The sequence below is a fragment of the Tenacibaculum sp. Ill genome, from assembly GCF_051938915.1.
Taxonomy (GTDB): domain Bacteria; phylum Bacteroidota; class Bacteroidia; order Flavobacteriales; family Flavobacteriaceae; genus Polaribacter; species Polaribacter larymnensis.
Genome location: NZ_JBPSCW010000002.1, coordinates 1,332,986 through 1,356,351 on the forward strand (window position 1 = coordinate 1,332,986; position 23,366 = coordinate 1,356,351).

Sequence of the window (23,366 nt, forward strand, 5' to 3'; positions counted from 1 at the left end):
CTTTACCATAATGAAATCTTTTAAATTTAAGAGCAGTACCTTTCAATGGAGTATTAACATATACCAAGAAGATTATGGAGATATTATTGCTCCAATGAATGATAATATCTGGATAAAAGATGAAGTTTTACCTTTAAAAATGAGGTTAATAGATTCATTTGAAAATTTTGAGGCATGGCAAGGAGAAACTCCTTTTGTAGATGTATTAAGATGGTATACGAATTTAATGACAGCAGATGTAGAACCTACTGAAGGAACTAATTTACTAATGAGTAGAAAGGTAAAAGAGGTTATAGAAAAATATAATTTACCTGAACATCGTTTTTATCCTGTAATACTTCACTGTAAAGAGCTTCAACAAACCAATGAAGAATATTTTTTATTTCATGCGGTAGTTGAAAATGCTATAGTGGGAGATGATATTATAGACTACCCAAAATGTACTTTTGTAGAAATAACTCAAGATTCAGAAGGGAATAATGTGCCTGTTAAAGTTTACCCAGAAGGGTTTATAAAGTCGTCTGAGGAAAAAGGAGATATACAGTTTGGAGATATAGAGCTTTTAGGAACGTATGAGGTTACTTATGGCAATCAAACATTTACTGAATTAAATGAACTAAAATTTAAAAATAAGGTGTATAAATACGATTATGATGTATTATGGGGGTTATCAGGACTTTTATATATCAGTGAAGAAATAAAAAACGAGTTAGAAGCTGTTGGTATTACTAATGGACATTTTTACGAAATGCCCGAGAATATAATACGCCCTTTTGAATACAAGCAAATGAATAATAGTTAGAATAATGTAAGCTTAATTTTGTTTAGGAGGGTAATATGCCTTATAAATTAACACAAATATTAGGTTAATAAGCATGTCAATTGGGAAGGGAAACAATTAGGGTTAGGAAAAAAATATTCGAGAAGAAAAAGAAGTATTGAAAAGGGGGAAACAGTACATATTAGTAAGCTTACTATGTTTAGTAAGTAGTATAAGTTTAGCGCAAAATTTAGATATAGAGACCATTACAAAATCTACCAAGGTTAAAGTAAGTGGTAATGTTAATGCCAATATGGTGTATTACAATGCCAATACTCGTAATGCACGTATTCCATTCACGTATTTTTTACAAGGAACAGTGAATGTAAGTTGGTTAAGTTTTAACATCCCTTTTACCTATAGTTTTTCTAATCAAGGAGATAACTTTGATTATCAATTACCTTTTAAGTTTAACAGGTTGAGCTTACACCCAAAATACAAATGGGTACAAGCGCATATAGGAGATGTTACTATGAATTTTTCTCCTTATACCTTAAACGGACATCAATTTACAGGGGGAGGTATTGAGTTAACTCCTAACAAGCCAATAAAGTTTAGTGCCATGTATGGACGCTTATTAAAAGCTACAGAAGATGACGGAAATCCGCAAACTTTACCAGCTTTTGAGCGCACAGGATATGGAGCAAGAGTAGCTTGGGAAAAACCAAATTATAAGTTAGGACTAATAGGTTTTTATGCAAAGGATGCAGAAAACTCTATTGCAGCAATACCAGAAGAAAGAAATATCAAGCCCAAAGAAAATTTAGTGATAAGTCTTACGGGAGAAACCACTATTGCAAAAAAATACACCATAAGAGCAGAATACGCATCAACTGCCATTACACAAGATTTAAGAGCAGATAAAAGTAGTAATAGCTCTAACAATGTAGCAGGTTTTTTATTTAACAATCGTACATCAACCGAGTATTACAATGCGATTAAAGCAGATTTAGATGTAAAATTAGGACAAATGAAGGTAGGTTTGGGCTATGAACGTATTGATCCTAATTATGAAACCTTAGGAGCCTATTATTTTAATAATGATTTTGAGAATATCACATTAAATATGGCTCGATCATTATTAAAAAATAAGTTGAACTTATCTTTTAATATAGGATACCAAAGAGATAATCTAAACAATCAAAAAACACAATCTACAGGAAGAAATATAGGAAGCGTTAATGCAACGTATCAAATGACAGATGCCATTACCTTATCAGGAATGTATTCTAACTTCACCACGTTTACGAACAAAAGTTTAAATCAGTTTGATGATATTAACGACAATGATTTAACTGATGAAGAACAAGAAGCATTAAATTTTAAGCAACTGTCACAAAATGCCAATATAAACTTGAATTGGATGTTGGCTAAAAAGAAAAACGTAACGCAGAATGTTAATTTAAACTATTCTTTAGCATCTTCAGCAAATAAAGAGAATGGTATTATTAGAATTGGTCAAGCTAATAATTTTCATAACGGAAATGTAGTTTATACATTAGGATTTCCTGAAAAAGCGCTAACAATTTCACCTTCGCTAAACTACAATTATAGCGATATTGGTAGAGATGATAGCAAAGCATACGGAGCGTCTTTAAATATGAATAAACTATTTTTTAAAAACATATTAAATACCACTCTAGGAGCTTCGTATAATAGTAATGTAAACAAAGAAATTACAAGTAATGTTTTAAATTTTAGGGCAAGTGCTTCTACAACTATTGCACAAAACCATAATTTAAATTTAAATGCAATACAATTATTCAGAGAATCTACACAGCAAGAAAAACTAAGTGAATTAACTTTAACTTTTGGTTATAGTTATAGCTTTGGCTTGAAAAAACCGAAATTCAGATTTGAAAAAAGAGAAAGAAACAAAAAAGTAAAAGAATTTTCATTCTCGTATAAAGAGCATACTTTTAGTGGAGAACATTCTAAAATTACCTCAGAGATTAAGCAGTTATTAAATGATCCTGTTTTTGCAAGTATAAAAAATATAGAAAAAGTAAGAAACGATTTAAGTTTGTTAGAAATAGATGTTGTAAATAATGAAAATGTAAGTAATAAACATTATAAGAAGGCAGCAGTAAATTATTTAGACTATTTATATAAACACAAAGATTTTATAGATACGTATCATAAGTTAGCGTTTAAAAGTTTAAAGAAGCTTTACGATCAAGCAGTCTTACTAGATGAAGAAGTAAAAGCTAGTTATAATCGTTTACTACACTTGATGAAACAAGAAGCAAAAAGAGGAAACTTTATATCTAAAAGTGATAAAAAAGATTTAAAGACTAGAAAAGTAAAGATGGAGGCGCATCAATGGATGCAATCAGAATTACAAAAGTTAACATATCAAGATGTTGTGACTAATAATGGAATTCTCAATGAGTTTAAAAATAATCATATATCAACTATTTTTAAAATGATAGAAGAAAAGAAAACAGAAGAGGAAATTGAAAACTTTTTAGCTTTAGAATTCGCTAAATTCTATCATAAAAAAAGTATTAAGAAATCGCAAGAGTAATTTTTTTGAGTCATAAAATTTTGTAGTGAACTTTACCAGTTTTAAATTTTATTAATAGAATAGGGCAGTTTTACTGCCCATTCATATTTATATAGATACGTTTTTTAGTCGTTTTCTTCTGGAATAAGAGTGACTTCTTCAGGAACCGATAAAAACAAAACACATCCATGTTGAGTTTTTACACTATGTTTTCCGTTTGGTGGTGTATATAAATAATCTCCTTGTTCTAAGGTTTCTCCAAAAATTTCACAACTTCCATTTAAAACAAATACTTCTTCGCCTGCGGGATGAGAATGATAAGGATAAGAAGCTCCTTTTTCAAACTTTAATAAGATTGCTTTAGAACGTTGTGTAGTCTTGTCAAAATGTAATGATTTAACATATACACCTTGATAATGGATGTCGTTTTCAATAAGTGGATTCCAAGTAATTTGTTCACTTTTAGTGATATATTTTTTAATACTCATAATAAGTTAAGTTTTACGATTATTTATAATTTTTTGTTACCGCAAAGTTGAAACTTAACTGAAACTTAAGGAATGGAGAATCCTAAGTTTTTGATGTAAGATTTATAAAATCAATGTGTTTTGGAACTCTGTAGGAGACATTTCTGTATGGTTTTTAAAGAATTTAGAAAAATAAAAACCTAGTTTGTAAGCGGCTTCTTTTACGCTTTTATTTTCGTATTGAAGAATCCGTTGCGCTTCAGAAATTAGTAAACCGTAAATAACATTTTGAGCTGTTTTACCTGTATGTTTTTTGGCTAGCTCATTGAGTTTTAATTCAGAGGTTTTAAGCTGTTCAGCTATATTTTTTAAGGAGTAATTATATTCAAAATTATTTCTAACAAACTCCAAAAATCTTAAAAATAAAGCATCGGGTTTCCATATTTCACCACCATTAGAAATTTTAGAACGGTTGGTTTCAAAGAGTAATAATTCAATTCGAGAGTGAATAGATTCTAAATATTGAAAAGGTTTGTTTACAAGTTCATTTTCAATTTTAGATAACTCACGATCAATGTCTTTTGGGTAATTTATTGTGATAACTTCGTTGTAATCGAAATGACAAAATAAGCCATTCTGAAAAATTAATTCAATATCCTTTTTGGTTTTACAAATATAATTTAATGTAAAATCAAGTACATAACCCTTAGCGTTTTTTACATCTTTAAAACAGTGGTATTGCCCAGATGTAATAGTAAGTACCTGGTTTTCGGTTAACTTTAAAAGTTTCTGATCAACAAGAATAGTTATCGTCCCTTTACTACACCAAATAAAAAGATACTTTTTTACTCTTTGAGGTTCAAAATTGGTAACATTTTCAATTTTTTGAATGTTAATCATCTGTAGTAGATTTTCGAATGAAAAAACTGCTATAGCTTAAATAAATTTTTACGCAATCTTCGTCCCATTTTTAACACTACGTTCAGCAGTTAATAAAGTTACCTCTTTATCATCTCCTAAGCCACCTAATACCAAGCATTCGCTCATCATATTTGCAATTTGTTTTTTTGGAAAGTTTACCACAGCTACCACTTGTTTTCCTATTAAATCTTCAGGTTGATACAGTTTAGTAATCTGAGCTGAGGTTTTTTTAATTCCGTAGTCGCCAAAATCAACTTGCATTTTATAGGCAGGGTTTTTAACCTCTTTAAAAATTTCCGCAGAAATAATGGTGCCAATACGCATTTCTACTTTCGTAAAATCGTTCCAAGTTAAATAGTTATTGTTTTCCATAGTTTTTATTTAATAATCGTTTCGCAGCAGTAAATGGAGTAGTTTTCCCGTTTTCTAGTTTAGTAACTTCCTGCTGTAAGCGTTCTTTAATTTTTGGGTTATTGTAAAAGTTATTTTTTAATTGTTGATTGATGGTTTCTAACAACCAATAGTTATTTTGTTCATTTCTTTTCTGCTGAAAGTAACCAGATTTTTTTACTAAGTTCATGTACTCTTCAATCATAGCGTAAATAGCATCAATTCCTTGATGATGTAGCGCACTTGCTAATAAAACTTTAGGTTGCCAGCCGCTTTCTTTAGCAGGGTATAAGTGTAAGGCTCTATTGAACTCTACTTTTGCTAGTTTAGCATTTTTCTCATTACCACTATCAGCTTTATTAATCACAATAGCATCAGCCATTTCAATAATTCCACGTTTAATACCTTGTAATTCGTCACCAGCTCCAGCCAATTTCAATAATAAAAAGAAATCGGTCATAGAATGTACAGCAGTTTCCGATTGTCCCACACCCACCGTTTCAATAATAATTGTATCAAAGCCAGCGGCTTCACATAAAATAATACTTTCACGTGTTTTTTGAGCAACACCACCTAATGAAGTTCCAGAAGGAGAAGGACGAATAAAAGCGTTCTCATCGGTTACTAACTCTTCCATACGTGTTTTATCTCCTAAAATACTTCCTTTGTTAACAGAACTACTCGGGTCTACAGCTAAAACAGCAACCTTTTTACCTAATGAAGTTAAATGCTTACCAAAAGATTCAATAAATGTACTTTTTCCTACACCAGGAACACCTGTAATTCCAATTCTAACCGATTTATTGGCATGAGGTAAACAAGCTTCTAAAATTTCATTAGCTTGTTGTTGGTGTTTTGGATTGGTACTTTCTACTAACGTAATAGCTCTACTTAAAAAAGGAATATTTCCAGCTATTATTTGAGTAACAAAATCTTCGGTAGAGGTAGTTTTTCTTCTATTGCGTTTTATTTTTTCTGCAGATGATTTACTGGTGGTTTCAGGCTGGGAAACCCCGTCTTTTTCAGAGAGTGCAGATGTGTCTTTATTGGTCATTATGTAGGTAAAACAAAATAATAACGTAAATTTAGAAATAAAAATGCAGGAAAATGCAACACGAAGGAAAAAGTGTCGTATTTAGGGTAAGAAATCAATAATGAAATCAACCAAACAGATACATCAACCGGTAATAGATGCCTGTAAAAACAATGATGCAAAAGCAGAAATGCAATTATATGATTTGTATTGTGATGCTATGTATACAGTGGCATTACGTTACGTGAAAGATTCATTTATAGCGGAAGATGTTATGCAAGAGGCATTTATAAAAGCATTTAAAAATATTGATTCATATAAAGATGGAGTAGCCTTTGGTGCTTGGTTAAAAAGAATCGTTATCAACCAAAGTATTGATTATTTAAAGAAGAAGAAACTAGAACTGGTTTCTATTAACGAAGAGATTACCACAGTAGCAGACGATGATAATTGGAATGTAGCTTCTACGATATCGTATCAAGATATTGTAAACTGTATTCAGCAATTAAAAGAAAAATATAGAGTTGTGTTAACCCTGTTTTTGTTAGAGGGGTATGATCATGGAGAGATTTCGCAAATATTAGGAATTTCTGAAGTGAGTTCAAGAACACATTTATTAAGAGGAAAAAGACAAGTGCAAGAACAATTAAAAGCAGTACATCATGTCTAAAGATATTAGAGAAATACTAAAAAACAATGTTGAAAACACAGAGAGGTTATCAACAAATCACAGACAGCGTTTTCAACAAAAGTTGATGGATGAATTGCACGAAAAGCCATCAACAAAAAAATCATATCAATGGTTGTATATAGCAGCATCTATTGTGTTGTTGGTGAGTTTGGGAATTCAGTTTTATCCAACAAATACTGTAGATCCAATAATAACAGAGCTTCCAAAAGAAACTCAAAATCAAATTAGTTTAGGAGCAATTTCACCTGAATTAAAAACAGTAGAAGATTATTATGTAAATACCATTAATTACGAATTAAGTCAGTTAGAATTAACCGACGATAATAAAGAACTTTTTGATGGTTATTTGAATAAAATAGGAGAATTAACCAAAGAATATAAATCGTTAACCGAAGAGCTCAATACAAAAGGAATTAACGACGATACTATCAATGCATTGATTGGAAACCTGCAATTACGTTTACAGCTGTTAAAACGTATGCAAAAACAATTACAAGAATTTAAAAATCCAACTCAAAATGACATTCAAACAATTTAAAATCAGTGTTTTTTTACTGTTAGTAACTGGCGTTGTATCTGCACAGAAATACAACAAAAAGTTTAGTGAAAATTTTAAAACGAATAAAGACGTAGTAATTAATATCAATGCATCTAATGCAGATGTAGATGTAACTACATGGAATAAAAACGAAGTTTCAGTAGAAGCGGTTGTAGAAGTTGAAGGGCTAGATAAAAAAGAAGCTCAAAAATATTTAGACAACTGGAAATTTGAAGCTTTAGGGAATAAAAGTAAGGTACAAGTTAATGCCAACAAAAATAGCTTTAGAATAGGAGGAGACAATATTGTGTTCTTTAATTCATCAGACAATAATTATCCAAGAGTATTTCAATTTGATGGTGATGATGAGGTTGTAGTAGTTCCAGAAGTGAGAATTCCGGAGATGCCTGAAATACCTGAACTTCCAGAAATAAAAATACCAGAAATCAATTTTGAAGAAATTGTTACAGGCTTAGAAGACATCGAATTTGACTTTGATAAGTATGCAAAAGATGGAAGAAATTACTTCTTTCAATGGAAAGATGGTGTGAATGATATTACTATTAAGTCGAAAAAAGAATGGGAAGAATTTAAGAAAACAGATAAGTATAAAGAGTTTAAAAAACATCAAGAAGAAAGAAAAAGAGATATTAAAAAAGAATTAGAAAGAGTTAAAAAAGAGCGAATCAATGAAAAAGAACTGAGAAGAGAAATGGCTAAAGCAAGAGCTGAAATTAGAAAGATAAATAGAGAAGAAATTAGAAAAGAACTTGCAAAAGCTAGAAAGGAAATGCACAAGGCTAGAAAAGAGATGCAAAAAGTCCGTATGAATTATTCTTACTCTTCTGACAGCAATAACCTTATGATTAATGGGAAAAAAGTAAAAATTACAAAGAAGATTACGATAAAAGTTCCAAAATCAGCAACATTTGACTTAAACACTCGTCACTGTAAAGTAAAATTACCAAAAACTAAAGCTTCAGGAAAGGTAAGTTATGGAACTTTTAAAGCTGATGCACTTGACGGAGGAAAGTTAAATATTTCATATTCGCCAGTAAACATAAGCTCATTAAACGCTTGTACCTTGTTCTTAAATAATGTAACCGATGCTCAATTAGCATCGGTTACCAATACAACAGTAAACTCTAATTCATCAGGGCTTGTAGTGAGTAATGTGTATAGTAATGTAGAAGTGAATAATAAATTTGGAAATTTAACTATTGCCAAAGTACACCCTAGCCACGATAATTTAAAAGTATTTTTAAGTTATTCAGATGCTGGAGTTGATTTAAAAGGAGTTAATAAGAAATTTAATATTCAAGGAGACAAGGCTAAAAAATTAAAAGATGGAACTGTAGAATATAACGGTGAGTTTATTTTAATTTCAAACGATAAAAAAATTGAAATAGACGGTAAATACAGTCAATTAAAAGTTAAAAATCAATAAGAAATACAAACAAATTTACTTTTTATTTCTACAAAATTGCTACCAAATTCTTTTTCTATATTCCTTATAAAGTGCCTATATTAGCGATTGCAAATAGTCACTTTTACTATGGAATTATACAAAGAAAATCAACTTAAAATATATAACTCTTTAACCAAATCAAAAGAGCTTTTTAAACCAGTAATTGAAGGACGCGTAGGTATGTACGTATGTGGTCCTACAGTATATAGCAACGCCCATTTAGGAAACGTAAGAACTTTTATGTTTTTTGATGTGGTGTATCGTTATTTATTACACCTTGGTTATAAGGTGCGTTATGTACGTAATATTACAGACGCTGGTCACTTAGAAAATGATGCTGATGAAGGAGAAGACAGAATTGCAAAAAAAGCACGACTAGAGGAAATCGAACCTATGGAAGTAGTGCAACGTTATACGGTTGATTTCCATAATGTATTAAATAACTACAACTTTTTACCACCAAGTATAGAGCCTACAGCAACAGGTCATATTGTAGAGCAGATTGAAATGATTAAAGAAATCATGGAGAAAGGTTTTGCTTATGAAGTAAACGGTTCTGTATATTTTGATGTATTAAAATATAACGAAACGGGTAACTATGGTATTCTTTCTGGTAGAAAATTTGAAGATGCTATTCATAATACAAGAGCATTGGATGGACAGTCAGATAAAAGAAATCCGCAAGACTTTGCACTTTGGAAAAAAGCCGATGAACGCCATATCATGCGTTGGCCTTCTCCTTGGAGTGATGGTTTCCCAGGTTGGCATTTAGAATGTTCAGTAATGAGTACAAAGTATTTGGGCGAACAATTCGATATTCATGGTGGAGGAATGGACTTGAAATTCCCGCATCACGAGTGTGAAATTGCACAATCACAAACTTGTAGTGGTGTAAAGCCAGTAAACTACTGGATGCATACCAACATGCTATTGTTGAACAGTCAAAAAATGGCAAAATCAACAGGTAACTTTATTTTACCAAATGAAATTTTAACAGGAGAAAATAACATTTTAGGGAAAGCGTTCTCTGCAAGTGTAGTTCGTTTTTTCAATATGCAAGCCAATTATCGAAGCATTTTAGATTTTTCTGGAGAAGCTTTAGAGGCTGCTGAAAAAGGACATGCAAAGTTGATGGAAGCTGTAGATTTCTTAGATAAAATAGAAGTAGGTAGTTCTTCTTCATTTGATGTTGAAAAATGGAGACAAGATTGTTACGATGCTATGAATGATGATTTTAATACACCAATTTTAATATCACATTTATTTGAAGCTGTAAAAGTTATCAATCAAATAAAAGAAGGAAAAGCGAGTTTAACTACAGAAGATCTAGAAGTATTTAAAAATACAATCAATGCATTTGTTTTTGATGTATTAGGATTAATGAATGAAACTTCAGAAGGAAACAATTCTGATAAATTAAGTGGTGTAGTTGAAATGTTAATTAGCATGCGTAAAGAAGCACGTGAAAATAAAGACTGGGCATTATCTGATGAAATTCGTGATAGATTATTGGAGTTAGGTATTCAATTAAAAGACGGTAGGGAAGGAACAACATTTACAGTTAACTAATTGAAAAAAATATTAACATATCCATTTATATTGTTAGTTCGATTTTATCAAACAGCAATATCTCCGTTTACACCAGCAACATGTAGATATTCACCAACGTGTTCAAGCTATACAATTGAAGCATTGCAAAAGCATGGATTGTTTTACGGTGGTTGGTTGGCATTAAAAAGAATTTTTAGTTGTCACCCATGGGGCGGAAGTGGTTACGATCCTGTTCCAGAGAAAAAAGAAAAATAATAATTGTCATTAAGGAGCTTATTAAGTAGTAATCTTAGAGATTATTTCATTTTAACTTGTCTTTAGCGACAGCCGAAAGGTTCGCAATGACACAAAAACTAAATTAAAGTAGATGAATTTTTTATCCATAGTGTGGGATTGGAACCCAGAAATAATAAATTTAGGAGGTTTTGGTATTCGTTGGTACAGTTTAATGTTTGTAGCAGCGTTTATTTTAGGACTTCAATTAATGAAAAAGATTTATATCAACGACAATATTTCTGTAGAGAAACTAGATCCGTTATTTATGTACGTGTTTGTTTCTATGTTGGTAGGAATGCGTTTAGGAGACGTTTTCTTTTATAGTTGGGATTATTATCAAAACCATTTATTGGAAATCATATTACCATTTAAAAAACAAGAAGGAGCTTCGGCTTTATTCGGATTGTTAGATGGATGGAAATTTACAGGGTTTACAGGATTCGCAAGTCACGGAGCAGCAATAGCAATTCCGATTGCAATGTATTTTTACGCTAAGAAACACTTACAAAAACCATGGTTGTTTATTTTAGATAGATTAGGAATTATGGTGGCCTTAGCAGGATTTTTTATCCGTTTCGGAAACTTCTTTAATTCTGAAATTTACGGAAAACCAACAGGAAGCAGCTTTGGTGTAATCTTTAAAAGAGCAGGAGAGACGGTACCACGTCACCCAACCCAATTATACGAAGCATTTAGTTATTTAGTATTGTTCTTTGCTTTATGGTATTTTTATTGGAAAACAGACAAGAAAAACCAAACAGGATTTTTATTCGGACTGTTTATGGTAGTATTGTGGTCGTTACGTTTTGTAATAGAATTTTTAAAAGAAGCACAAGTAGAAGGAAGAGAAGATTGGGTGTTTAATACCTTAAATACAGGTCAAGTATTAAGTATTCCGTTAGTATTAATCGGTTTTTGGTTAATGTTTAGAAAACCAAAAGCAACTGCATAAAAATAATAAAAAACTCCAAGTGTACACTTGGAGTTTTTTATTATTAAAAAGTAACTGTTTTACTCTTTAGAAAATTTTTCAGCCAGCAAATCCCACAGCTGAGAATAGCCATTGTCATAACCCAATGCCCAAATACCTACACCGCCTATTTTATTGTGTTTTATCCAGTCGTATTTCAAAGCAAGAGATTGTACGTCTTCAAAAAACAACTGTCTATACTCTTGGTTACTATCTTTAATAATTATATAGCTAGAAGCACTTTTAGGATCAAACTTAACCGGGATTTGTAAAGAATCAATATACATATCTCGTATGGTATGGTAACGAGGATGCGATTTGAACTTAGTTACTTTAGCACCCATTTCAGATTTTTTTGTATACCATTCAGCACCGTAATAAGGGAGTCCGGCAATTAATTTATGTAGCGGAACACCTTTATTTTTATAATAATTAACGGAAGCTTTTAAACCATTTCCGAATTTTTCACTGTATTTAAAAGGAGTTACAGGTCCTGTAGTTTTGCTAAAACTTCCGTAGTAATCGTATCCCATTAGCGTGTAAAAATCAATATGCGGATTGATAGCAGGAATATCAAAAACATTGTTCCAGTCAATAGCATACAAACATAAAGAAACCATATAATTAGGGTTTTTCTCTTTTAGTTTTTTAGAAACGTTAATGATAAATTGTGTAAACTGGCTTCTATCTTCTTTAGCAACACCTTCAAAATCTATATTAATTCCATTAGCATTTCTTAACGCAAGTAACTCAGCTAGGTTCTCTATTAATCTTGTTTGAGCTTTTGAATTTTTTAAAAATACAGTATTGTTTTTGCTTCCAAAGTTAGTAACAGATAAAAAGACTTTACAACCTTTTGTTTTTGCACTGTCAATTAACGGAGTAGTTTTCCATTGATGTATACTTTTATAATTACCTGTTTTGGGTTCAACAGAATATGAAAAATATGAAATTCCCCAAAGCATGGAAAAATTATAACTTTTATAAGCAGAACCGTTTGAGTATACATGCCATCCAAATGTGCGATATTTTGGATGTACGGTTCCTTTTTTATGAGTTATAGGTTTGTAAGAAATATTGTTTAAACTATCCCATTGACGCTCGGTAGAAAAGTTGAGGTTACCATACTTTTGCTCATGTAAATTACGTTGGCTTACGAATTTACTGCTGTCAGAAATTTTACCTATTTTTTCATGTTTTAAAGATGGTTGATTATTGTTGTTAAGGGTAACTTTCTTTTTCTTCTTTGAACAAGAAGTAATTAATACGATTAAAAACAAGAGGCTAATTAATAACCGTGTTTGTTTATTTTTGGGGTGCTTCATTTTTAACAAAAAGATAGGTTAGTCAAATTCATAGCTTATTACAAACTATAAGAGTTACTAAAATACAATAAGTTTTCTAAGCAAGTTTTTGTTTAAAAGTGGATGTTTAAAAAAATAAAAAACTCCAAGCGAAAAGCTTGGAGTTTTTTAATTGTATTAAGATAGGATTTCTTATCCTTTTATTTTAGCTAACTCTTGTTTTTTAGCATCAATTTCGTTTTCAATTTTTAACAAGCGATTTTCAATTTTATTAACAATAGCTTGTTTTCTTTCAATGCTTTCTTTTGAATTAGAAGCATCTTTTTTAGCCTCTTCTAATTTAGACTTCATTCTAGCTAAACCTTCTTTACCACTAATTAAAATCTCTTCATTAATGCTAATATCATCTTCAAGGTCACTAATTAAAGTGTTTTTCTCTTTACTAATGTTCTTTTCTTTAGCTTTAATTTGGTTACTTAATTGTTTAAGCTTCTCTTCTTCTAAACGTAAAGCTTCTTGCTCTTTTAAATAAGCAAGCTCTCTAGCTTTTCTTTCTTCGTCTAATTTTTTACGAGCCTCTTCAAGCTTTTGCTTTTGTAAAAGAACCTCTTTCTGCTCATCACTTATATTATCTTCATACACAACAAGACCAGTGCTTGCAGCAGTAGATTCAGTTTTAGTTTCTTCTTTTGGTTGTTCTTTCTTTTCCTTTCTAGCTAATTTTCTTTCTAAAGAAGCCAAATCTTTTTTATGCAAATCAATTTGATTGTTAAGCTTGCTAAGTCTTTGTTGCATGTTAGCAACAATTTTTTCTTTTCTCTCTACTTCTTGTTTTGTAGCTTTTTTACTTTTTTTAAAACGTTCTAAGTTTCCTTTCACACGTTTTAAAGCATCAACTCCACTAATTAAAATCTCTTCATTAGCACTAATTTGATCTTTCTTATTCTTTACCTGAATTTTTAAAGCTTTAATATCATTTTGAGCATTTACCTGCTGTAGGGAAGCAAACGTTATGAAAAAAGTTAAAGTAACTAAGAGTCTTAATGTTTTCATTTTAATCTATGTTATTAAGTATATGTTTTTTTGGGGCGCAAAAGTATGGCTAATTGCAAAAAAAAAATAACTTTTTAACATGTTTTTTACCATGCTTTTCAGGAAATTAAAAACATAATGCTTTGAGTAACATAAAATTTGATGTAAATAAAAGTTTTAGAGTTTTTACTCGTGATGATAAGGTTCGTTTCTAAGAATAGTAAATCCACGATACACTTGCTCAACAATAAATAAGCGAATCATTTGGTGAGAAAATGTCATTTTAGATAACGATAACTTTCCTTGTGCTTTATTGTATACAGCATCAGAAAAACCATACGGACCTCCAATAACCAACACTAGTTGTTTAATACCAGAGTTCATTTTCTTTTGTAAATATTTTGAAAATTCTACTGAAGTATGTTGTTTTCCTTTATCGTCTAATAAAACTAACTGATCTGTAGCTTGTAGTTTAGCTAAAATTAACTCTCCTTCTTTTTCTTTTTGTTGCGCTTCGCTTAGGTTTTTAACGTTTTTTATATCTGGAATAATTTCCAGCTCAAACTTTACGTAGTGTTTTAATCGGTTTTGATATTCGTCAATTAATTGCTGTAACTGCTTATTGTCAGTTTTACCTATAGCGAGTAGTTTTATTTTCATACGGCAAAATTACGAATGTTTTATAAACTCTTAAAGGGTAGGTTTAAGTATGAAAAGCTTTTTTAATAGTGAGTGGTGTGTAATATGCTACTAAAACAAACCTTTACAATAGTAAAAAGTGCTTTACCGTATAATATATACCATAAAAGCACTTTGGTATAAAGGTTTGTGAAACTTACTTGTTTTTACCCCAGTTCTTTGTTGGAAAAAGTTATTTTATATCAAACCTAATTCTTTTAATCAATCGTTTTGAATTAGCTTCAAAAGAACTTCTCCCGTGTAGAAACAAATCATTTCTGAATAATATCAAATCTCCTTTTCTCAACATAATTTGAAATGAGTTTTCTTCAAATAATTTATCAAGTCTATTTAGTTCTTCTATCTCTTCTTTATTATTTTTGGAAAAAGATTCAATTGTAATTCTATCATAGCATACTGTTATATTTTCTCTGTTTTTCTGAAAGATTGGTTTTAATCGATTTCTAAATCTCCAATTTTTAGTTTTTAGTTCATTTAGCTTTTTTTGGGGTATTTTTTTCAAAATATCATCTACAGATGAAAAACTATTGATTCCTTGCATATTTAAAGCTGGCTCAACACACAATAAGCCTATACAATTCGGGACTGATTCAAAATCTGCACAGTCTGTATGTAGTGGAAAAGCTAAATTAGAATTGGCAATGGATTTAAAATAGTTGTTTTGTTTGTATATCTTTACATCAAAGATAGCTTTCTGGTCATTATTTCTATATTCATGAATGGGACTTCCAATTTGATTTATGAATGTACTTAAATCATTGTCTGAAATAGGAAAATGCGTTATATGTACAATACTTTCTCCCTTTCTTAAGTCATCAATAATTTGTTGAAAAATTATTGTCTCTTTAAAATTATATTTAGTTAACAAGCCCAGTGTTTTTGTCAATAAATAGGCTTAATTCTTCTTTTGAACCTTTTTTAGGAAAGTCACTTATTGGCTTATTTAAATCCATTATCATTTCAAAATCGTAAGGTTCATTAGAATTTTTGAAATAATAGGAACAGGCTATTTTTTCCACTTTTCCGTCCCATTTTATTTCTCTATACTTTGGTATTTTAGTCAGTTTATGAATTGATTCAAGCAACATTGTAATTGGTAGACTTTCATCAATCTCAATATCTAGCTTTTTAACTATTGGAAAGTCATTATCGTCAAATTCAGAATAATATTCAATTTTCATATCGTTTTTAATTTTGTTTAACAATTTTGTGTAATCGTCATTTAAGCGCTCAAAGTTACTGTTTTCAGGTTAAAAACTTACGTTAGTAATTCCGAGTGGGTTAGTATGTAGTCAAATCTAAAGTAATTGCGGTTACACATTGTTGAGTTTTTACTTCTTTAATTCTTTCAAGTATAAGTTTTCTATTATTTTAATATGATGTAATTCGTGCCCGAGAATATGATATCCTAGAGCTCTTGCACTTGCTCTATTTCCGTTTGCAACCCCGATACGTTTTAATGATTTGTCAGATAACCCATTAAACAAAGCTATTGTTGATAATCTTAAAGCTTCGTATTCCTCTAATATATTCTCAATTGTTCTTTCCGATGTGTCAGAATAATAATTATAATCTTCCTGTTCAAATCCTGGGAGATTTGTTTTATCATTTCTAGCGAATGAAAGAGCCCTATATCCATATATTCTTTCGTCATCAATTATGTGAACTAAAACTTCTTTAATTGACCATTTATTCTTTTCATATCGATAGTCTAATTCATCATTCGATAAGTTACCTATTAAAGACTTTGTTTTATACAAACTCGATTTCAATTGTTCAATAAGACTTCCATCTCTTTTAACTAGTTTCATGTACATTTCAGCATAACCAGGATATTCATTTTCTAATGGAAATTCAATGTGTTTAATCATATAGCTTTTTTTATGTTGTTGTCAACGATCTTGACTATGAGTAATTAGTTGTTTCAGCAACTAATTTAGTAAATACAAACCGAATAGAAAATCCGCAAGGATTTTCTTAAGTAGGCGAGTACTAGTAATGAATCATATACCTTGTGTTTTTTAATGAATTACTACGTTAGGTATTTCGTTTCTTAATAATTCAATTCCTTTTTCCGTAATTTCTGTATCGAGAATAGAGATAAATTCAAGGTTTCTTAATTCAGTCAGGTATTTGACTCCAATATCGGTAATTTGGGTTTGTTCAATCCAAATTTCTTTTAACGATTTGTATTCTCCTATCTTTCTCAAAGATTCATCTGTGATTTTTGTCGAGTCAAGGTCAATGCAGATTAAATTAGGAAGTTTCGGTAGGTTTTGAATTCCATTGTCAGTTATGTTAGATAACTCCAAGTTCAGAGTAATTGTTGAGTTAGGTATATTCTTTAAATCAGAATCATTAAATTCTGTTCCATTTACATAAAAGTCAGATTCATTTGCTTTAAAAATTAATCTAATATCCTGTTTCATTTCGTAAGTAGGCAAATACTAGCAATAAATTCTACATGTTATTGCGCGTGGTTATTATTCTAATTAACTATTGCTACAATTCTCAATGGCGCACCACTACCATTTTTAATTTTCATTGGTAATGCAATTATTTTAAATCCAATACTAGGTAGTTTATCTAGATTGGTTAGATTTTCAAAAGCTGGTATGTTTTTAGAGAGTAATATAACATGACTTTCAAAATATTCAGATTGACCATAATCGATACTTGGCGTGTCAATTCCAATTGCATTGATGTTTCGTTCTTCAATTAACCATTTTGCTGCTTCTTTAGACAACCCAGGAAAGTGTAGTTTTTTAATTGCATCTTCACCTCGTTCATCGGTTCCCATATATTTAACTTTATCAGGATAGTATTTAGAAAAACCTGTTTCTAATAAAATAATACTTCCGTTAGGAATTTTGATTTTCTCTTTATTTTCCCACGCTAAAAAATCATCAATTTTTATTAAGTAGTTAGGATTATTAAGTGTTTTTGAAGAAACATCAATTTTAATAGCAGACCCAATTAATTTTTCAAGAGGAATTTCATCTACAGTTTGACCTTTTTCAGCAAAATGGATAGGTGCATCTATATGAGTTCCACCATGCTCTGCAGTACTAAAATTATTTGCGGAATAATAAAAACCTTTATCTGTTTGTCCTTTAAAAACAGTATCTAATTTAAACTCCTTTGCTGTAACCCAATATACAGTCTCACTGGAATATGCATGAGATAAATCTATAATTTTGCTTTCTGAGAATTTTGTTTGGTGTGATTTATTTGAATCTGACGATTTGGTCTGTTTCTCATTACACGCCAACAGTAAAAAAAGGAATAATTGAATTAAAGAAAATGTTTTTTTCATTTTTTTAAATTTAAAAAGCTGGATGATTTTTAATCACGCACAACATGTTTGTATATGGTTAGTTACACGTTTTAAGTAACTAATTTAGCAAATACAAACCGAATAGAAAATCCGCGAGGATTTTCGTAAGTAGGCTTACACTAGCAATTAATTTTATACGGTGTTGTGCATAGTTTTTATTCACATACTCTATTTTTTTCAATCCACGGATTAATAAATTTTCTTTCAGTTCCGAGTATTGTTTTCATTTCGGGTTCGTCAAAAATCAGGTAGAAATTCTTGTCCTTTTCCACATATTTAAATTTCAATTCAGTGCAATATTTTCCAGTTCCGTGATTTATGAGCATACTTATAATTCCGTTTTCAATTTTTATGTCTTTCACGGATTCCACCATAATAAAATTTACTTTTATGTCAGAAGGGATTTCTTTTTCACTGTATTTTTCTAGGTCATTCATTTCAATCATTTCGTTAACGATTTCTTGAATCCATTTATCAATAGGTTTTTCTTGATTGGTTTGGATGTTTAAAATTCCAAATAATAAAGTCATTAAAATTATTTTCATAGTTTTCGTTTTCTTAAATTATGCACAACGTTTTTGTGTATGTTTAGTTGCGTGTATTTAAGCACTAAAGCTAGCAAATAAATCTCAGATAAAAAATCAGCAAGGATTTTCGTAAGTAGGCTAGAACTAGCAATAAATTATATACGGTGTTAGCAGCTGTTATTTATTCGGTTAATATTTTTTATAAATGTTTAAAATCAATATTTCTAAATGAGCAGAAACTCGATTTCCACCAATTTTCAGAGTGCTCGGATGTCCACAAGAATTTCTCAATTTCAAGCATTGTTCTAATTCATTTTTAGTGTTTTTTCCGAAAACAGAAAGCGATTCTAAAACTTGCAAAAAATCATATTCTTTCATTCTTGTCAAGCCATCTATGTTAGTCGCAGATTTCCATTTCGGAAACCTCCTTTTAGCTTCTTTATTAAAGTCGACAAGTCGGTTATTTATAATATGTTCATACATTACAGAAATAGCTCCAATCCAAGAAAAAACGACTGCAGATTTTAGTAAGTCGTATTCAAGAGCATCAATAGCTTCGATTACGAATTCTTTGACATAAGTTGACTTAATTTTTTCAGCTTCGGTTTTTAAATTTACATATTCGACAACCTTTGGTTTTTTAGGTTGAAAATTTTTATCAACTAAATATGCTTCTCCTTTAGTTGTTAAACACCAACCGTCTTTCACTTTAATAGCTAAACCATTTAAAGATTTTAAAACCATTGAAATATTCCACTTTTCAATTTCTCTTAATCCATTAGTGACAGCTAAAACTTTTATTTCAGATACCTTTTTGACTGATGAGTCATCGTGAGCCAATAAAACTAAAACTTTTTCTTTACGATTAAGTTTAGAGTCGCTTAATAAGTCTTGTAAAGGTTTATGCATTCAAAGTTGATTTCAATGATTTCAGTGTAGTTGCTGGAAGTGCATAAGTACCAGTTTTTCTCTCGATTAGTTTATGATTTGTTACAAGTGTTTTAAGTGACGTAGTCAAGTTTCCACGATGTGAGCTTTTAAAGTAATTTGAAGCCTTTTTCATTTCGTTAAGGATATCTTGTCTTTGGAATGTCTCTCTGTTTTGAACAAGAACCAAGTGAGCACAAGCAGCAATTATTAAGTCAGAACCAGACTTTACATTAAGTTTTGCTGAAATTGAATTTATTGACATTTGTAATTGGGTGTTATTCGCTACATCTTTTGTGTCATTAGCGTTTTCATCATTCCCGTTATTAGATTCAGTTGCAGGTTCTTCCATTGGTATTCCCTTTAGGGCTACCAATTTGTCAATTAAAGATGGTAAGTCATTCTTTAAGTAGTCTTCTGTTCCTTCATACTCAATTTCTATTGAGCCAATTTTAATTCTGATGTTATGATTCATATTGTTTGGTTTTAATTGCTGCTAACGGTCTCGGCTATGAGTAGTTGCGTGGGTCAGTACTTAACTTTGCAAGTACACACCAAGCTGAAAATCCGCGAGGATTTTCAGAAGTAGGCGAGAACAAGCAATTACTTATAGCCATTGTTAGCTGTAGTATTTATTTAGTTGTCATTATAAAATTTAAAACACCTTGATACATTAAATCAACTTGTTCTATTGTGTATTCTGAATACTTTCCGTGTGCTGCTCTATTTCTCAAGTCCAACCATGCAGTGACGTTTTTTTGTTCTAAAACACCATAAGCTCCTGCTTTAACCAAATCTGCATTCAAAAGATTTGCTTTTTTAGGAACTAAATCTCCATTTTTCTCAAATGTTGTATCTACAGAATGTTTATTACATAATTGTCTTAAATGTTCTTCTAAAGTAGAGCCAATCATCACAGCCGCAGGGTCTTTGTATTTTAAGTCTAAAAAATGTTTACTCATTTCTAAAAAATCAGCAAATATTTCAGATGTTACTAATTCCTTTATTGAGAGAAGCCAATCATTTTCAATTTCAGCCTTTATTGAAGTAAGAATGTTTAAGCCACTTTTTGTTTCAGATAATCCATCTCCTTTTACACGTTCATCAAAGTCTTTATAGTAATTATGTTTTTCTCCATACAAATTCTGGATAAATGATAATGAAGCTGACCTAAATCCCATTTGTAATCCGTGGTCAACATAATTTCCGTGAAATTGTGCATATTTCTGAGTTCCGACAACAGTATTTCCTTGGTTTATTAAATGCTGTACTCTGTCAATTAATTTTTCTTTTGTCATTTTTTTATATTACAGCTAACTTGTTTGTGTAGATGTAGAATACACTGTTATACAGCTACTTTAGTAAGACTATAATTGTATTTTATATTTTAAATCCCTGCGAACCTAACACAAAGCATGCATACATTCTTACGGAATCCCATAAGCTCAATTATTTAAGTAATAAAAGTAGTTTTAGGTGTCATTAACGACTTCAGATGTAGCTATCAAGGTCGCTAATATCACGGCATGCTCCGCAGACACCGCGGCACGGGTCGCTGATATCACGGCATGCTCCGCAGACACCGCGGCACGGGTCGCTGATATCACGGCGTGCTCCGCAGACACTACGGCACGGGTCGCTAATATCACGGCATGCTCCGTTGACACCGCGGCACGGGTCGCTAATATCACGGCATGCTCCGCAGACACTACGGCACGGGTCGCTGATATCACGGCATGCTCCGAAGACACCACGGCACGGGTCGCTGATATCACGGCATGCTCCGCAGACACTACGGCACGGGTCGCTAATATCACGGCGTGCTCCGCAGACACCGCGGCATGGGTCGCTGATATCACGGCATGCTCCGCAGACACCACGGCACGGGTCGCTAATATCACGGCATGCTCCGCAGACACTACGGCACGGGTCGCTGATATCACGGCATGCTCCGTTAACACTACGGCACAGACCTTTTTATCAAAAGTAATTGCCGTAACATCATAAAAACTTTGCATAGAAATAAATCGCTAACTCCCAAGAACTAACAACTAAGCATTAAAAACTAAAAACTAGCGATTAACCACTACCTGTACGGAGGCCCCGCAACCCAACCCACAATAGATTTACGAACCCCTTTAGTAATAGGAGTAACACGATGCATCATAAAAGAAGGAAAAACAATGATGGTACCTTTCTCTCTAGGAGCACTTACAATTTTCTGATTAAACATAAACTGTAAATCACCACCCTCATACTCATCGGGGTCAGATAACTGCATGGAAATACTCAACTTTCTATCAGAAATTTCACCCGCACCAAAATCTAAATGCCAATCAAAAAAATCGCCCTCAGTATAGCTAGCCAATTGCAAATTGTTATGAAACCCTAATAAATCAAACCAATACCGTTCGTTATTACATTTAATAGCCAAACCAGCCAATCGGTTGTAAATCCATTCGTTTTCAGGAGTATTATCAATAAACATCACATCACTTTTTCGAAGCTCATCATCATAAGTGTCTGCTCCGCTCAGCGTAGCTTTAATTTTTTCATTATCATCCCATAAATTAAGAATTCGTTCCGTTTCATGCGGAAGAAATAACCCATTATAATGCACAAATTCAGCAAAATTATGTTTCAACGGAAGACCAAAAGGATAGTTTATTGCCATAGTATATAAGTAGTTAAAAGCGAAGAAAAAGTAAGTTTCTCTTTATAAAAATTAGGTTTTTAACAGCAAAGTATAAAAAAACAACCAATAACCATAAAAAGCATTCCGTAAAAGCAAGTATTTTAACCAAGAGTGTTAAATAGTAAGTAATGGCTTTCAGTTTTTTTAAATAATGGCAACCCTATTAGCCCAAAAAACAAGAATCATTTTAATAATTATAAAGCTATTAAGTATTAGAAAAAAACTGTAGAAGTTGTAGAACTTTGTTAGCAAAGGAGTGATAAAAATTATCAAACAATAAACTAATAACTCAAAACGGAGAACTAAAAATAGTTGTATTTTTACGTCAATAATTCAAAACTATGATTTCAAAAGAACAATTTAATAAAGAGTTAGATTTAATTATAGCCAATGCTATTAGAGAAGATATAGGAGACGGAGATCATACCTCATTATCATGTATTCCTGCCGATGCAAAAGGTAAAGCAAAGCTATTGGTAAAAGACGAAGGAGTAATTGCTGGGGTAGAATTTGCTAAAATGGTGTTTAATTATGTTGACCCAGAATTAGAAGTTGAAACCTTAATAAATGATGGAGAAAAAGTAAAGTATGGAGATATTGTTTTTTACGTATCAGGAAAATCACAATCTATATTAATGGCAGAACGTTTGGTACTAAATGCCATGCAACGTATGAGTGCTATAGCAACCAAAACCAAGTTTTTCGCAGACCTGTTAGAAGGAACCAAAACTAAGGTGTTAGACACTCGTAAAACAACACCAGGAATCCGTGCTTTAGAAAAATGGGCAGTAAAAATAGGAGGTGGAGAAAATCATCGATTTGCCTTATATGATATGGTAATGATTAAAGACAATCATATTGATTTTGCTGGCGGAATTACACAAGCAATAACCAAGACTAAGAAATACCTAGCGGAAAAAGGACTAGATATTAAAATTATTGTAGAAGCACGCAGTTTAGAAGAAATTGAAGAAATTTTACAAAACGAAGGGGTGTATAGAATTTTGATAGATAATTTTAACTATGAAGATACCCGAAAGGCGGTAGCAATGATAGGAGATACATGTTTAACAGAATCTTCTGGAGGAATTAACGAAAAGACTATTAGAGAGTATGCAGAGTGTGGTGTTGATTTTATTTCGTCTGGAGCCTTAACACATTCAGTATATAATATGGATTTAAGCTTAAAAGCAGTCGATTAATATAACTTACTA

27 protein-coding genes are annotated in these 23,366 nt (G+C 31.4%); 9 read left to right on the top strand and 18 right to left on the bottom strand.

Translation table 11 applies throughout. The features are described 5' to 3' along the window. The first annotated feature begins 10 nt into the window (after positions 1 to 10). A complete protein-coding gene (locus ACTPNM_RS06320) occupies positions 11 to 802 on the top strand; it encodes an imm11 family protein (RefSeq protein WP_440121039.1) in 792 nt (263 codons plus the stop codon). Positions 803 to 938: 136 nt separating this feature from the next. Further along, entirely contained in the window at positions 939 to 3,347 is a 2,409-nt protein-coding gene (locus ACTPNM_RS06325) for a hypothetical protein (RefSeq protein ID WP_440121040.1), read from the top strand. A gap of 104 nt (positions 3,348 to 3,451) precedes the next feature. Here ACTPNM_RS06325 and ACTPNM_RS06330 read toward each other — a convergent pair whose 3' ends face one another. The 4 genes from ACTPNM_RS06330 to meaB all read right to left on the bottom strand — a co-directional run bounded on the left by ACTPNM_RS06330 (position 3,452) and on the right by meaB (position 6,158). Continuing rightward, complete coding sequence (locus tag ACTPNM_RS06330) at positions 3,452 to 3,814, bottom strand: cupin domain-containing protein (RefSeq protein ID WP_440121041.1); 363 nt, start codon at positions 3,812 to 3,814, stop codon at positions 3,452 to 3,454. Positions 3,815 to 3,916: 102 nt separating this feature from the next. Further along, positions 3,917 to 4,693, bottom strand: a complete 777-nt coding sequence (locus tag ACTPNM_RS06335) for a helix-turn-helix domain-containing protein (protein ID WP_440121042.1) — start codon at positions 4,691 to 4,693, stop codon at positions 3,917 to 3,919. Positions 4,694 to 4,741: 48 nt separating this feature from the next. Continuing rightward, positions 4,742 to 5,086, bottom strand: a complete 345-nt coding sequence (locus tag ACTPNM_RS06340) for a tRNA-binding protein (protein ID WP_440121043.1) — start codon at positions 5,084 to 5,086, stop codon at positions 4,742 to 4,744. Then, positions 5,073 to 6,158 carry a methylmalonyl Co-A mutase-associated GTPase MeaB gene (meaB, locus tag ACTPNM_RS06345; RefSeq protein WP_440121044.1) on the bottom strand — a complete coding sequence of 362 codons (1,086 nt, stop codon included), beginning with the start codon at positions 6,156 to 6,158 and terminating at the stop codon, positions 5,073 to 5,075. Before meaB ends, ACTPNM_RS06340 begins: the two co-directional genes overlap by 14 nt. Positions 6,159 to 6,258: 100 nt before the next feature. Here meaB and ACTPNM_RS06350 point away from each other — a divergent pair, with 100 nt between their 5' ends. The 6 genes from ACTPNM_RS06350 to lgt all read left to right on the top strand — a co-directional run bounded on the left by ACTPNM_RS06350 (position 6,259) and on the right by lgt (position 11,613). Next, on the top strand, positions 6,259 to 6,807 hold the full coding sequence (locus ACTPNM_RS06350; protein ID WP_440121045.1) for an RNA polymerase sigma factor: 549 nt from the start codon (positions 6,259 to 6,261) through the stop codon (positions 6,805 to 6,807). Then, on the top strand, positions 6,800 to 7,366 hold the full coding sequence (locus ACTPNM_RS06355; RefSeq protein WP_425657766.1) for a hypothetical protein: 567 nt from the start codon (positions 6,800 to 6,802) through the stop codon (positions 7,364 to 7,366). The genes ACTPNM_RS06350 and ACTPNM_RS06355 overlap by 8 nt, the downstream gene beginning before the upstream one ends. Next, the gene (locus ACTPNM_RS06360; protein ID WP_440121046.1) at positions 7,347 to 8,813 is read left to right on the top strand and encodes an MAP7 domain-containing protein; all 1,467 of its coding nucleotides are present in this window, start codon (positions 7,347 to 7,349) and stop codon (positions 8,811 to 8,813) included. The genes ACTPNM_RS06355 and ACTPNM_RS06360 overlap by 20 nt, the downstream gene beginning before the upstream one ends. A 108-nt stretch (positions 8,814 to 8,921) precedes the next feature. After that, positions 8,922 to 10,403 (top strand): cysteine--tRNA ligase, encoded by a 1,482-nt coding sequence (gene cysS / locus ACTPNM_RS06365; protein WP_440121047.1) that lies wholly within the window; start codon positions 8,922 to 8,924, stop codon positions 10,401 to 10,403. After that, positions 10,404 to 10,640 (top strand): membrane protein insertion efficiency factor YidD, encoded by a 237-nt coding sequence (gene yidD / locus ACTPNM_RS06370; protein ID WP_073181389.1) that lies wholly within the window; start codon positions 10,404 to 10,406, stop codon positions 10,638 to 10,640. A gap of 112 nt (positions 10,641 to 10,752) precedes the next feature. Beyond that, positions 10,753 to 11,613, top strand: a complete 861-nt coding sequence (lgt, locus tag ACTPNM_RS06375) for a prolipoprotein diacylglyceryl transferase (protein ID WP_099215335.1) — start codon at positions 10,753 to 10,755, stop codon at positions 11,611 to 11,613. 59 nt (positions 11,614 to 11,672) lie between these two features. Here the strand turns inward: lgt and ACTPNM_RS06380 are convergent, their stop codons facing one another. The 14 genes from ACTPNM_RS06380 to ACTPNM_RS06445 all read right to left on the bottom strand — a co-directional run bounded on the left by ACTPNM_RS06380 (position 11,673) and on the right by ACTPNM_RS06445 (position 22,131). Then, positions 11,673 to 12,956, bottom strand: a complete 1,284-nt coding sequence (locus ACTPNM_RS06380; RefSeq protein WP_440121048.1) for a glycosyl hydrolase family 18 protein — start codon at positions 12,954 to 12,956, stop codon at positions 11,673 to 11,675. A gap of 171 nt (positions 12,957 to 13,127) precedes the next feature. After that, positions 13,128 to 13,988, bottom strand: a complete 861-nt coding sequence (locus ACTPNM_RS06385) for a hypothetical protein (RefSeq protein WP_440121049.1) — start codon at positions 13,986 to 13,988, stop codon at positions 13,128 to 13,130. A 165-nt stretch (positions 13,989 to 14,153) separates the two neighbouring features. After that, the gene (gene rlmH, locus ACTPNM_RS06390; RefSeq protein WP_440121050.1) at positions 14,154 to 14,627 is read right to left on the bottom strand and encodes a 23S rRNA (pseudouridine(1915)-N(3))-methyltransferase RlmH; all 474 of its coding nucleotides are present in this window, start codon (positions 14,625 to 14,627) and stop codon (positions 14,154 to 14,156) included. Between the two features lie 211 nt (positions 14,628 to 14,838). Beyond that, positions 14,839 to 15,534, bottom strand: a complete 696-nt coding sequence (locus ACTPNM_RS06395) for a TauD/TfdA family dioxygenase (RefSeq protein WP_440121051.1) — start codon at positions 15,532 to 15,534, stop codon at positions 14,839 to 14,841. Then, positions 15,524 to 15,847, bottom strand: coding sequence for a hypothetical protein (locus ACTPNM_RS06400; protein ID WP_141554039.1), 324 nt, complete (start codon positions 15,845 to 15,847; stop codon positions 15,524 to 15,526). The genes ACTPNM_RS06395 and ACTPNM_RS06400 overlap by 11 nt, the downstream gene beginning before the upstream one ends. Before the next feature lie 150 nt (positions 15,848 to 15,997). Beyond that, entirely contained in the window at positions 15,998 to 16,537 is a 540-nt protein-coding gene (locus ACTPNM_RS06405; protein WP_440121052.1) for a DinB family protein, read from the bottom strand. Positions 16,538 to 16,687: 150 nt separating this feature from the next. Beyond that, positions 16,688 to 17,110: a hypothetical protein gene (locus ACTPNM_RS06410; RefSeq protein ID WP_440121053.1), complete on the bottom strand. Its 423-nt coding sequence runs from the start codon at positions 17,108 to 17,110 to the stop codon at positions 16,688 to 16,690. Between the two features lie 44 nt (positions 17,111 to 17,154). Next, a complete protein-coding gene (locus ACTPNM_RS06415; RefSeq protein ID WP_440121054.1) occupies positions 17,155 to 17,982 on the bottom strand; it encodes a cyclase family protein in 828 nt (275 codons plus the stop codon). 176 nt (positions 17,983 to 18,158) lie between these two features. Further along, positions 18,159 to 18,548 carry a hypothetical protein gene (locus ACTPNM_RS06420; protein ID WP_440121055.1) on the bottom strand — a complete coding sequence of 130 codons (390 nt, stop codon included), beginning with the start codon at positions 18,546 to 18,548 and terminating at the stop codon, positions 18,159 to 18,161. 171 nt (positions 18,549 to 18,719) lie between these two features. Continuing rightward, positions 18,720 to 19,439: a hypothetical protein gene (locus ACTPNM_RS06425; RefSeq protein ID WP_273694265.1), complete on the bottom strand. Its 720-nt coding sequence runs from the start codon at positions 19,437 to 19,439 to the stop codon at positions 18,720 to 18,722. Further along, positions 19,432 to 19,932 carry a hypothetical protein gene (locus ACTPNM_RS06430; protein ID WP_273694266.1) on the bottom strand — a complete coding sequence of 167 codons (501 nt, stop codon included), beginning with the start codon at positions 19,930 to 19,932 and terminating at the stop codon, positions 19,432 to 19,434. Before ACTPNM_RS06430 ends, ACTPNM_RS06425 begins: the two co-directional genes overlap by 8 nt. Before the next feature lie 157 nt (positions 19,933 to 20,089). Next, a complete protein-coding gene (locus tag ACTPNM_RS06435; protein WP_440121056.1) occupies positions 20,090 to 20,755 on the bottom strand; it encodes a hypothetical protein in 666 nt (221 codons plus the stop codon). Positions 20,756 to 20,929: 174 nt separating this feature from the next. Next, entirely contained in the window at positions 20,930 to 21,475 is a 546-nt protein-coding gene (locus tag ACTPNM_RS06440) for a hypothetical protein (protein WP_440121057.1), read from the bottom strand. A gap of 68 nt (positions 21,476 to 21,543) precedes the next feature. Then, entirely contained in the window at positions 21,544 to 22,131 is a 588-nt protein-coding gene (locus ACTPNM_RS06445) for a 2OG-Fe(II) oxygenase (RefSeq protein ID WP_120187476.1), read from the bottom strand. A 362-nt stretch (positions 22,132 to 22,493) separates the two neighbouring features. Here ACTPNM_RS06445 and nadC point away from each other — a divergent pair, with 362 nt between their 5' ends. Next, positions 22,494 to 23,354, top strand: coding sequence for a carboxylating nicotinate-nucleotide diphosphorylase (gene nadC, locus ACTPNM_RS06450; protein ID WP_121145756.1), 861 nt, complete (start codon positions 22,494 to 22,496; stop codon positions 23,352 to 23,354). Positions 23,355 to 23,366 lie beyond the last annotated feature (12 nt).